This is a genomic window from Pseudovibrio sp. W74 (assembly GCF_001623085.1).
In the GTDB taxonomy this organism is placed as follows: Bacteria; Pseudomonadota; Alphaproteobacteria; order Rhizobiales; family Stappiaceae; genus Pseudovibrio.
Window position 1 is genome coordinate 97,866 of sequence record NZ_LMCJ01000016.1, and the last position, 12,034, is coordinate 109,899.

General features: G+C 50.9%; 10 protein-coding genes. All 10 read right to left on the reverse strand.

Annotated elements, in window-relative coordinates; all coding sequences use genetic code 11:
- Window positions 1-4 precede the first annotated feature (4 nt).
- Window positions 5-2,401, reverse strand: coding sequence for a patatin-like protein (locus PsW74_RS11105; RefSeq protein WP_063289471.1), 2,397 nt, complete (start codon window positions 2,399-2,401; stop codon window positions 5-7).
- Window positions 2,402-2,634: 233 nt separating this feature from the next.
- Entirely contained in the window at window positions 2,635-3,945 is a 1,311-nt protein-coding gene (locus tag PsW74_RS11110; RefSeq protein WP_063289472.1) for a replication-associated recombination protein A, read from the reverse strand.
- Between the two features lie 54 nt (window positions 3,946-3,999).
- On the reverse strand, window positions 4,000-5,445 hold the full coding sequence (locus PsW74_RS11115; RefSeq protein WP_063289473.1) for a Do family serine endopeptidase: 1,446 nt from the start codon (window positions 5,443-5,445) through the stop codon (window positions 4,000-4,002).
- Between the two features lie 265 nt (window positions 5,446-5,710).
- A complete protein-coding gene (locus PsW74_RS11120) occupies window positions 5,711-7,909 on the reverse strand; it encodes a methyl-accepting chemotaxis protein (protein WP_063289474.1) in 2,199 nt (732 codons plus the stop codon).
- 336 nt (window positions 7,910-8,245) lie between these two features.
- On the reverse strand, window positions 8,246-8,680 hold the full coding sequence (gene rplQ, locus PsW74_RS11125) for a 50S ribosomal protein L17 (RefSeq protein ID WP_057463418.1): 435 nt from the start codon (window positions 8,678-8,680) through the stop codon (window positions 8,246-8,248).
- Between the two features lie 82 nt (window positions 8,681-8,762).
- Window positions 8,763-9,791, reverse strand: a complete 1,029-nt coding sequence (locus PsW74_RS11130; RefSeq protein ID WP_057463419.1) for a DNA-directed RNA polymerase subunit alpha — start codon at window positions 9,789-9,791, stop codon at window positions 8,763-8,765.
- 74 nt (window positions 9,792-9,865) lie between these two features.
- A complete protein-coding gene (gene rpsK, locus PsW74_RS11135; RefSeq protein WP_054664941.1) occupies window positions 9,866-10,255 on the reverse strand; it encodes a 30S ribosomal protein S11 in 390 nt (129 codons plus the stop codon).
- A 65-nt stretch (window positions 10,256-10,320) separates the two neighbouring features.
- Complete coding sequence (rpsM, locus tag PsW74_RS11140; protein ID WP_063289475.1) at window positions 10,321-10,689, reverse strand: 30S ribosomal protein S13; 369 nt, start codon at window positions 10,687-10,689, stop codon at window positions 10,321-10,323.
- 221 nt (window positions 10,690-10,910) lie between these two features.
- Window positions 10,911-11,483: an adenylate kinase gene (locus PsW74_RS11145; RefSeq protein ID WP_057463420.1), complete on the reverse strand. Its 573-nt coding sequence runs from the start codon at window positions 11,481-11,483 to the stop codon at window positions 10,911-10,913.
- On the reverse strand, window positions 11,480-12,034 hold a 555-nt coding region (locus PsW74_RS29695), incomplete at its 5' end, for a preprotein translocase subunit SecY (protein WP_244277858.1). The genes PsW74_RS29695 and PsW74_RS11145, both read right to left, overlap by 4 nt.

Genomic DNA, 12,034 nt, shown 5'->3' on the forward strand with positions numbered 1-12,034 from the left:
GTAACTAACATCCCTTAGAGAAGACCTCGTCAACCTTCTCACGGCAAGCTTCCACCAACTCTTCATGATCTTCCAGATGCTCTTCTTCCTCATCCAGAATATCAAGGAATATCGCGCGCAGGTTCATATCATCACCAGGAGCAATCCGCTGAGCTGACCCGTGGCACTGATGATAAACATCCCGCAGTAACCGCACCAACCGCTCAGCAGCGTTGAGCCGTCCCCATAGATAATCATGCTCGCGCCATCCCCGATTGAAGAATGCGCCAAACATCTGCAATTGCGCGCCTTTCAAATCAACGCCACCAGGACAAAGCAATTGCGCATCCTTTGGGCTGATGCGCCCCACCTCAATCTTACGAAGTTCAAAAGCATCCAGCGCCTGCTGAACCGGAAACATGCTGGTGTCGAAGAACGGAAAGCCGATATAGCCTTCTAAAATACCTTGCGCCGCCTTCAGATCGCCCAGTTTACCAACTCCCTCGAACACGATGGAATCTGTCAGTTTATCAAGATCAGAAAGCCCCATACGAAGGCTGAGGACCCCAAGCACTTTGCGCACTGTCTCCAATTGCGGCGATACTTCCTTCAGCAGCGTCGCAAGGTAGATGGTCTCTGTGCCATAAAACTCTTCGGACCAACGGCTCCGCAAGTTGGCAATCTGCCCATAAAGTTCACGCTTAAAGACATCCAGGTGGCGCGCAAACTCAACAGACCCAGCAATCTCTTCATGGTGATAGAACTTGTTGATCTGCTCGATCAAAAACCGCAGCTGACGAATGCGATAGTCAACATCAAGGCTCTTCAGCTCACGAAGTATCTTAGCTTGATCCCGCTGCGCTTCCCCCTCCTCTTCTTTGGAGAAGGTCAACGCATTCACGACCACTTCTTCCACGCTTTCCCAGGACCAGAGAGCAACCTCCTCGCCCTTTTCAACGCACCCCTCTTGCTGTGTGCCGGAAAGCTCGGAAATCAACAAGACAACCCGGTGGGCGAGATGCCCCAAACGAAGCTGAAGATAACCGGCATTGGCGAAACCAGATTGCTCCATTGCCGCCAGCTCAGCCCCTTGCCGCACAACTGAGAAGTCACCCTCGGTCTCCGGCAGACTGCCATGTTTTTCAAGCAACAGCTGCACTTCATGGCGTACCATCGGCAATGCAGCTTCAGCCACTTCCTGTATCCGCCGCACTTTCATATTGATCAGCTCAATTTCCTGCAGTTCATCACCAATCGGTTCATTCCGCGGAATGTGAGCTAACGATGCAAAGATGCTTTTGAAGAACCCAGGAGGCTCTGGCTCTGCTGGCACATCACGGTGCGAAAAGGGCAACGGATCAAGATAAAGCAAACGACGCACTACTTCGCGAGCTGCAGGTCGTTGTGCAATGGAACCAATAAGCGGCTCGAAAGGTTTGTTCATCACCAGCGACCCATCAATGAAGATCCGCTCCCCTTCTGCATCACAATTGGCATGAAGCACATTGGTCAGGAACTTTTCACGTCCACTCCACTCAAGACCCTGACGTTCAAGAACGCCATCCATCTCCTCAGCACTCATAGGCGGAAAGGCTCCAGGGAAACTCGAAGTCGCTCTCGCAGCAAAGACCAGATCAGGAATACACTCCGTACTCATCTGGCTATGTAAACCGCTGGACACCCGATGAATGGCATTGAACTTCACAATACGTCGATGATCCAACTCCTCAATAAACTCCGGATCGTGCAACGCAATACGCCGCAACACACCGTGGAAATCAGTGAGTGTCACGAACAGCTCCAACCGCTGCCCATAAGGGATCAACGTCTCCCCGCGATCCTCTTCATCCATCGCGCGGCACGCATCCACCAGCCATCCTGAATATCGCTCACCTGAGAACGGCGGCGTAAACCATCGTGAACTTATAAAGTCTCGTAGCTTGGTGCGCGTTTCCTTGTTCTGGGGAACGTCAGTCCCGAGGAAAACCAACAGCTTATCCAGAATGGGCGCCAGCACCCGCTTGGCGTGTTTACTGACCCCGGATGTCTCATTGGCCAGTTTATCAACATCAGCAAGCGACAGCCATAAATCGCTATGGTGCTTGAGCGGCAGATCATGAGCCAGTGCCCGCGCCAGCATGATCGCATTCACACCTCCGGCAGACGCGCCAGAGATTGCATCAGTCACAACCCGCAGGTCCAGCTGCGGCCCAAAGCTTTCAAGAAGATCGAAGTAGGATTTTGCAGAGCCTTCAAGAGCGACATCGCTCTCAACACCCCGCTCACGGTCTCTCCGCAACTGATGCAACGCATGGGAAGCACGCTGAAGATTTAGGAGTTCACGGGTGACACCATGCATATAAATGGCAAGCGAAACCCCACCATACAGCACCAGTCCCAATCTCAGCTCAAGTTGCCTCATGCACGCACCAGAATTCGCTTAAATAAAGAAGTCAGAGTATGATGCGCAGATAAAAATGAACGCAACAAGCTCATATGTCAGTGTGCGAATTAGGATGCCCTAATGCAATCGGGAAACCCAAACAAAGTTACGTGTAGTTTATGTGTAGTCTTGAAAAGTAACCGCCAGTTTTCAGAAAAGGCGAAACAACGAACTCTGTCGCAACGTTCCAATGAGAACCCAGCCAGACGGCCCTAGGCAGTGCCACGCTCTTTTCTCAAGCGATCCCAATAGCTCAGTCGTTTTTGAACATCACGCTCAAACCCACGAGCATTCGGCTCATAATACTTTTGCCGACCCATCTTCTCAGGGAAATAATCCTGACCAGAAAACGCATCTGGCTCATCATGATCGTAGCGATAACTTTCACCATACCCCATCTTCTTCATGAGCGTGGTCGGTGCGTTCAGGATGTGCTTTGGCGGCACAAGAGATCCATGTTCCCGCGCATCCATGCGAGCAGCCTTATAAGCCAGATAAGACGCATTCGATTTAGGGGCCGTTGCCAGATAGACCGCAGCCTGAGCCAGCGCATACTCCCCTTCTGGTGACCCAACCAGCTGAAACGCGTGACGTGCAGCATTCACCTGCACCAGCGCATTGGGATCAGCCATGCCAATGTCTTCAGAAGCCATCACTGTCAAACGGCGGATGATGTATAGCGGATCTTCTCCGCCCTCCAGCATCCGGCACATCCAGTAGAGCGCCGCATTCGGGTCCGACCCGCGAATGGACTTATGAAGCGCAGAGATGAGATTGTAATGCCCGTCCTTGGTCTTGTCATAGATCGGCGCACGTCGCTGCACCACTTCCGCAAGGCGTTCCGTGTCGAAAATCTCGTCATCGCCAGCCGTACGCCAAACGTCTTCCGCCAAAGTCAATGCAGACCGGCCATCACCATCTGCCATACGCACGAGTGATAGACGCGCATCCTCATCCAGAGGCAAGTCACGCCCCATCACTTCTTCCGCGCGTTTGAGCAAATCAATCAGCGCATCTTCATCAAGTGAATGGAACGTCAACACATGCGAACGGGACAGCAACGCGGCATTCAGCTCAAAGCTCGGGTTCTCAGTCGTTGCTCCCACCAGAGTGATGGTGCCATCTTCCATCACAGGCAAAAAACTATCCAGCTGAGCGCGGTTGAAGCGATGGATCTCGTCAACAAACAGCAAAGTCCGTTTGCCGGAAATCTGACGTCCTCTAGCACGCTCAAAACACTTTTTGAGATCAGCAACACCGGAGAAAATGGCAGAGATCTGCTCAAATTCCAGTTCCGTAGCATCTGCAAGCAAACGGGCAACCGTGGTCTTACCGGTACCCGGAGGCCCCCAGAAGATGAGAGACCCCAGAGAGCCGGACCGCAGCATGCGGCTTAAAATACCAGCGTCACCCAAAAGGTGGCCTTGTCCGACAACATCCTCCAGAACACGAGGCCGCATGCGATCTGCAAGCGGCCTGTCTTCCAGCTGATCCATCCCATTGGCGGAAAATAGATCACTCATGGTCTCTCAACATTCCTCTAAACTGTTTTGGAGGGTAAAACTCTCAAAACAGCATTATCGCAAACTTACCTGTCGTAGCTGACCATCACGTTTGAAAGTGATGTTCCAGGTGCGCTGCTTCTTGCCGGTCAGCTTGGAAAGGTCTTTGGTGCTTTGAACTTCAGCGCCATTAATCTCAACCACGATATCACCGGGTTTAAAGCCGACATAGGCAGCAGTACTACGAGCTTTAATATCAGCAATTACAACGCCTGAAAACTCGTTGTACATGCGCAACTCTTCAGCCACAGCAGGAGAAAGATTCATAACCCGTACACCAGTAAATGGCGAGTTCCCTTTGATCTCTCTTTCATCTCTAGCCACAGTTTCCGGTGCACGCTCGAGGCTGATCTCGACAGCAAAGGCCTCACCACCGCGCAACATCTCAAAACGCGTGACACCGCCAACTTTCTTCGTGGCCAAACGGTAACCATAAGCATCTGGATCATCCACCTGAGTGCCACCAACAGACAGGATCAGATCACCCACACGAATACCAGCACGGTCAGCAGGACTTCCCTCTTGAATACGTGTCACCAGAACCCCGCCAGGACGCTCCAGCCCAAGGCTGGCAGCAATATCCGAGCTGACTGGCTGCACACTGGTTCCAACCCATGGACGCCGCACGATACCACCGTCATCAGCAGCCGAAGCAACCACTTCCACCATATTGGCAGGGATTGCAAAACCAATACCGTTGGAACCACCAGAACGCGAGAAGATCGCAGTGTTTACGCCAACAAGATGCCCGTTCAGATCAACCAGTGCCCCACCCGAGTTACCCGGATTAATCGCGGCATCTGTCTGAATGAAGAATTGATAGTCCGAGACCCCCACCTGATTTCGCGCAACAGCAGAGACAATTCCCTGCGTCACGGTCTGCCCAACACCAAACGGGTTGCCAATCGCCAGCACCAGATCGCCCACCTCAAGTTCATCAGAGTTGGCAAACGGCACAACAGGGAACGCCCCTTCTGCGTTGCGCACCTTCAAAACAGCAAGATCTGTGCGCTCATCCATCAAGATGATATCGGCGTCAAACTCGCGCCGGTCAGAAAGTGCCACACGCACCTCATCAGCACCGGCAATAACGTGATGGTTGGTAATTATCGTCCCATCAGCAGAAACGATCACACCAGAGCCCAGAGAGCTCTGAACACGGCTACGCGAACGAGGTGCAAACCGATCGGATTGCTCACCAAAGAAACGACGGAAGAACGGATCATCAAAGAATGGAGAAACTCTGCGGCGCTCCTGAACAGTACGACTTGCGTACACATTCACCACCGCTGGTGCGACCTTCTTCACAACAGGAGCGAAGGAAAGTGAAATCTCGGCTTGAGATGTTGGAACAGTCTTTTCACTGGCCAGTGCACCAGTGCTTTGCGTTGCCACAACGCCAGTAGTCCCAAGAACTGCACAAAAAAGCAGGTGAGCAGCTGACTTCCTGATTTGACCCATTCTTAAATCCCTTCGGCAAGAGCCCCCAGTTCACAATGATTTTCTTTCAAAAAATTTGGGAGCAGCAGGTTACAGATAAGTCTGCAATATGGAAATGAAAAGGCCAATCTGTCGGTTTTAAGCAGCGAGCTCGTATCCCCGAAAACTGCATGTGGATTTCAAACTAGTAACAGTTTGAGTGCACTAAAAAAGATCTCACCTGCTCAAAACGTAAAACGCCGGGTCTCCCCGGCGCCTCACTCGTCTCGATAAAACCTGACAGAATTTAGGCTGCCCGGATGTTCTCAAGGTATTGTTCAACCATGTTCTTCAGCTCTTCGGACTGGTGTGTCAGCTGATTTGCAGCACCAAGAACGTTTTCCGCTTCATGGCCCGCATCACTTGCGATCATGCTCACACGGGTAATAGCCTGAGCAACCTCAGAACTACCAGAAGTCACCTGCTGAATATTGCTGGAAATATCTGTTGCGGTTACAGCCTGTTCCTGAACAGCACCTGCAATCGCAGTCGCCGCTTCATTCACGTCACCAATAACCGTGCTGATTTCCTTGATAGCCGCAACGGCTTTCTCCGTCTCAGCCTGAACAGATTGGATCTGAACACTGATCTCGCCAGTTGCCTGACCAGTCTGGTTCGCAAGGCCCTTAACTTCGGATGCAACAACCGCAAAGCCTTTACCGGCTTCGCCTGCACGAGCAGCCTCAATCGTCGCATTCAGCGCCAACAGGTTGGTCTGATCAGCAATATCATTGATGAGAGACACAACTTCACCAATGCGCTGCGCAGCTTCCATGAGACCGTTTACAGACACCTCAGCCGCAGCAGCCTTCTCAGCCGCTTGTTTGGAGACGTCAGCAGAACGACGGACCTCGCGGTCAATTTCACCAACAGTTGCAGAAAGCTCTTCAGCAGCACCCGCAACAGCCTGAAGGTTCATCAGGGACTGTTCAGAGGCAGAAGACACCGTCTGCGCTTCAGTGTTGGTCTGCTCAGAGATGCTTGCCATACTCTTCGCAGTGGTTTCCAGATTACCGCCAGCATCAGTCACAGTGGTCAGGATATCACGAACGCCAACATCAAAGTTCTCGTTCAAAGCATCCACGCGTTTCACGCGCTCTTCCTGTTCATGTTGCTCACGCACCTGTTTCTCATCCAGCTCTCTTGCACGGACAAGACCAGCTTGGAAAGACTGAACAGCTCGGCCAATATCGCCGATCTCATCCTTACGCTGAGCAGAGATAATCTCCACATCCAGATTACCGTTCGCAATCTTATTAAGATTGGATGACAGGCGATTAAGCGGAGTAGACAGACTACGTGCCATGAAGATGCCAATCGCAGCAACGACTGCCAATACGATCAATCCGCTGATAATGATTTCTTTGGCGAGTGCATGCACAACAGCCAGCGCTTCGCTCACATCAGTCTTTGCGACAATAACAGTCGGCAGTTTTTCAAAGCCAAGTGGCAGGGCCAGAATAAACTGTTCCTTCACTTCCGCAAAGCCAACATTGCTTTCCAGGTTCGCCTGCAGATCTTCGACAACTTTCGCAACAACCTTTGGATCATCTTTCTTCACCAGCGCTGTCGGCACATCAGACAGAACCTGATTAGAAAGGATCGTGCCATCAATGCGTGCCAGATAGGTCTGACCTGTCTCACCCATGTTCTCGCGATTTTGCAAGACACTATCGAAGAACTCAGAGCTGAGACGAATGGCGATCACACCCTTAAAGGTGACCTGATTGAAGTCTTCAACAAACACAGGAGCCGAAATCAAAAGGGATGCAGAATTTCCATCGGGCGCATATTGAGCGATCTCAGAATAGACCACGTCGCCTTCTGTCGCTTTCGCCGCCTTATTAAATTCCTGACTGAGCAATGTACCGGATAGCTTGCCATCCTTCACGCTCTCAAGAAACTCAGAGGACTTGGTCGCAGAATAGATCACCAGACCATTTGCATCCATGATCAGGATGTCCGCATAACCTCCACCGGTTACACTCGCCACAAAGTCTGGATGAACAACAGCATGACGCCATGAATAAAGCGTCTTGTTGCCATTCCCAGTCAGCTGCAGACGGTCCGCCACAGACGAGCCACTCTTTTGGAAATAGCTAAGGATATCATCCTTATCTGCACTTAGAGAATCCATAGAGGCCAGTAGGTCGGTCATGGTAACGCGCATCGCGCTACTCTTGACCAGGCGCTTGATGTCACTATCAACGCGCTCCAACTTTTCATCGAGAGTATCCCGTCGAGCCTGTGCCACAAGTACGAGCTGTGTTTTGCTCGCTTCAGTCAGCGCGCTCTCAGCACGCGTATACCCAAGGAATGCCACAACGGCACTCGCAATAATTGCAAGCCCAACCATAATGAATGGAAGACGAACAGCAATACGATTAAAATAATTTTTGACTCTAGGTGAGGATACAGAGCCGCTCTCATCAGATTTAGAACGCATATTTGCCCCCGAGTAATACGTTGGGAGCATAGTCGGGCTATAGTGTTAATCTCCGCTTAAAACAAATATTTAAAATGCTTTTCAAATCGAAGAAAAATTGAAATACCGATATGATTTAGCTGTGTTTTCTCACAAAACTCGAAGCACGTTGCACTATCATAAGTTGCAGTACCAACCTGATCCGAACAATCCAGTTCCACCTGTTAAAACTCACGTTACGCAAACTATTTCATCAGATTCGTTCTGAAATAATTGAGAGCCTTTGAGTGAATTTCATTCAGGCAACAAAAAAGGGCACCCGAAGGCACCCTTTTTCAAATCGCTTATGCGAAAAGCTTATGCAGCAGCTTCAGCTGTCTCAGCAGCTTCTTCAGCAGCAGCGCGTGCACGATCTGCAGCGCCTTTAGCTTCTACGTCGCGCTCAACCAGCTCGATAACAGCCATAGGTGCATTATCACCATGACGGAAACCAGCTTTCAGCACGCGAGAATAACCACCCTGACGGTCCGCATAACGCTCTGCAAGGGTATCAAACAGTTTTGCTACCATTGCAGTGTCACGGATCTGAGAAATTGCTTGACGACGTGCATGCAGGTCGCCGCGCTTGCCCAGAGTGATGAGCTTCTCGATGATTGGACGCATCTCTTTTGCTTTCGGAAGCGTCGTAACAATCTGCTCATGCTGGATGAGCGAAGCTGCCATGTTAGCGAACATCGCTTTACGGTGGCTTGACGTCCGATTGAGCTTGCGGCCGGAATTACCGTGGCGCATGGCCCTCTCCTTTGTTAAGTCAATTACGATCTAGTACATCAGATCGTCGGAACCTCACGCAGCGCGATCGGTTCCTGTTCCTTTAATATTGGTGGTCTTCGTAGCGCTTAGCGAGCTCATCGATATTTTCAGGCGGCCAGTTTGCCACTTCCATACCGAGATGCAGGCCCATTTGCGCCAGAACTTCTTTGATCTCGTTGAGAGACTTACGACCGAAGTTCGGTGTACGAAGCATTTCTGCTTCTGTCTTCTGAATGAGATCGCCAATATATACGATATTGTCGTTCTTCAGGCAGTTTGCCGAACGTACAGACAACTCAAGCTCATCAACCTTCTTCAGCAGTGCTGGGTTGAACGCAAGTTCCGCGACTGTGTCTTCCTGAACTTCACGCTGTGGCTCTTCGAAGTTCACGAAGATAGACAGCTGATCCTGCAGGATACGAGCAGCAAACGCTACTGCATCTTCAGGGATCACAGATCCGTCAGTTTCAACAGTCAAAGTCAACTTATCATAATCAAGAACCTGACCTTCACGGGTGTTCTCAACCTTATAAGAAACCTTCTTAACCGGAGAATACAGGCTGTCAACCGGAATCAGACCGATTGGAGCGTCTTCTGGGCGGTTAGCGGCAGCTGGAACATAACCCTTGCCGGTGTTTACAGTGAATTCGATGCGAACTTCCGCACCTTCATCAAGGTTACACAGCAGCAGACCTGGGTTAAGAACCTCAACGTCACCTACAGTTTCAATATCGCCAGCGTAGACCGCACCTGGACCCTGCTTACGCAGAACCATACGCTTTGGTCCCTCGCCTTCCATGCGAAGCGCGATTTCCTTGATGTTCAGGATGATGTCAGTCACATCTTCACGAACGCCAGGAATTGATGAGAACTCATGGAGAACGCCATCAATCTGAACCGCAGTCACTGCAGCACCCTGAAGAGAGCTAAGCAGAACGCGGCGCAGAGCGTTACCAAGAGTCAGGCCGTAGCCACGCTCAAGAGGTTCTGCAATCACAGAAGCCTTAAAGCGTGCATCATCGCCAGCACGAATGTCGAGTTTAGTTGGCTTGATAAGCTCTTGCCAATTTTTTTGAATAGTCACGTTCATAAACCCTCTGGCTTTCCCGTTGACCTAAAAGTCAACTAATCCTTGCCTGGGTGGAAAACTAGCCTAACGAACTGTTAGACGCGGCGACGCTTGCGTGGGCGGCAACCATTGTGCGGGATCGGAGTTACATCACGGATAGATGTAATAACGAAACCTGCAGCCTGAAGCGCACGCAGAGCGGATTCACGTCCAGAACCTGGACCACGTACTTCTACTTCGAGAGTACGCATGCCGTGTTCAGCAGCCTTACGACCAGCGTCTTCGGCAGCGACCTGTGCAGCATAAGGGGTAGACTTACGAGAACCCTTAAAGCCAAGCGCGCCGGCAGACGACCAAGAGATCGCATTGCCCTGAGCATCGGTGATGGTGATCATGGTGTTGTTGAACGTAGAGTTCACATGCGCGACACCTGAAGAAATGTTCTTCCGTTCGCGACGACGCACGCGCGTCGATTCTTTAGCCATTATATTTCCTAACTTCGATATCTACACCGCCGTATAGCCGGCGGCTCCACCGGATAACCGGCTAGTTATTTCTTCTTACCAGCGATCGCTTTAGCAGGGCCCTTACGGGTGCGAGCGTTGGTATGAGTGCGCTGACCACGGACAGGCAGACCACGACGGTGGCGCAGGCCACGGTAACAGCCAAGGTCCATGAGACGCTTAATGTTCATTGCAGTTTCACGACGAAGATCACCTTCAACGGTGTATTCAGCGTCGATTGCTTCACGGACTTTCAGAACTTCTGCATCAGAAAGTTCGTTGACGCGACGCTCTGCAGCAATACCGACTTTCTCGGTGATTTCCTGCGCGAACTTCGCACCAATGCCATGAATGTACTGCAGCGCGATAACTACGCGCTTATTCGTCGGAAGGTTGACGCCAGCAATACGTGCCACGTTTGTTTTCTCCAATTACGAGGGTACGTTTGTTCCCTCTCCCATTTTTTTGCCGATAACACACCTACAACCAGGCAGGTTGAGGGCGCACCATCACACAGCAAAAAGATCAGCCTCGGTTTCCCAAGGAAAACCGGCGCCAATCGATTATGGTGTCGATGTGCGCCGGCTATACTTTATTATAAAGGCAAGCGCAAGCGCCTGCCTTCAAAAAGCACGGATTAAACCGTGCTCAAAATCGTATCGATCTCTGAAGCAACCTCGTCAACGGACTTCATGCCATCAACGCTCATCAGCATGTTCCGCTCACCATAGTATTTGATAAGCGGGGCTGTCTGCTCGTTGTAAACTGCAAGACGCTTCTTCAAAGACTCTGCATTGTCATCGGATCGAGCTTCCGCGCTTTCACGAGCACGTGTTTCGATACGCTCAAGAAGGATACCTTCATCGACCTTCAGCTGCACAACAGCATCAAGTCTCTGATCCTTCTTCTCAAGCAATTCGCCAAGAGCGTCCGCCTGAGCAATGGTGCGTGGGAAACCGTCCAGAATGAACCCTTTTGCACAATCAGCCTGATCAATACGATCAGAAATTATGGAACAAATCAGGTCATCAGAAACCAGGTCACCACGTGTCAGAACATCTTTAACCTTCAAGCCGACTTCGGTTTCAGCTGCAACAGCTGCACGAAGCATGTCACCAGTAGAAAGCTGGACAATACCATGCACCGCAACAAGTCGACCTGCCTGAGTGCCTTTACCAGCACCAGGAGGGCCAAGAAGAATCAATCTCATCTACGTTTCCCCCTCAACTTCGTTTTCTTCACCAAGCCCTCGTACTGATGAGCAAGAAGGTGTCCCTGGATCTGAGAAACGGTATCCATGGTGACGCTAACAACAATGAGCAGAGACGTACCACCGAAGTAGAACGGCACACCCGTTGCTGAGATCAGGAACTCTGGCAACAAACAAATGAGAGTAATGTATATTGCACCGACAACCGTAATACGAGTTAGCACATGGTCAATGTACTGCGCAGTACGTTCGCCTGGACGAATTCCTGGAATGAAGCCACCATGCTTCTTGAGGTTGTCTGCTGTCTCCGACGGATTGAAAACAATCGCGGTGTAGAAGAAGCAGAAAAAGATGATTAATGCTGCATAAAGAGCCATGTAGGCTGGTTGACCGTGTCCCAGCAGCGCAGTGATTGTTGTCAACCACGCCATCGAACCAGTGGAATCACCGGTTTGGAAACTGGCTACAGTCGCTGGTACCAGCAACAAGGAGCTCGCAAAAATCGGTGGAATAACACCAGCCGTATTGAGTTTGAGTGGCAGGAACGAAGT

Bases quoted from the DNA above. Each gene is read 5' to 3' on its own strand.
- PsW74_RS11120 (WP_063289474.1), bottom strand. From the start codon at position 7,909: ATGCGTTCTAAATCTGATGAGAGCGGCTCTGTATCCTCACCTAGAGTC.
- rplQ (WP_057463418.1), bottom strand. From the start codon at position 8,680: ATGCGCCACGGTAATTCCGGCCGCAAGCTCAATCGGACGTCAAGCCAC.
- PsW74_RS11145 (WP_057463420.1), bottom strand. From the start codon at position 11,483: ATGAGATTGATTCTTCTTGGCCCTCCTGGTGCTGGTAAAGGCACTCAG.
- PsW74_RS11115 (WP_063289473.1), bottom strand. From the start codon at position 5,445: ATGGGTCAAATCAGGAAGTCAGCTGCTCACCTGCTTTTTTGTGCAGTT.
- PsW74_RS11130 (WP_057463419.1), bottom strand. From the start codon at position 9,791: ATGAACGTGACTATTCAAAAAAATTGGCAAGAGCTTATCAAGCCAACT.
- rpsK (WP_054664941.1), bottom strand. From the start codon at position 10,255: ATGGCTAAAGAATCGACGCGCGTGCGTCGTCGCGAACGGAAGAACATT.
- PsW74_RS11105 (WP_063289471.1), bottom strand. From the start codon at position 2,401: ATGAGGCAACTTGAGCTGAGATTGGGACTGGTGCTGTATGGTGGGGTT.
- PsW74_RS11110 (WP_063289472.1), bottom strand. From the start codon at position 3,945: ATGAGTGATCTATTTTCCGCCAATGGGATGGATCAGCTGGAAGACAGG.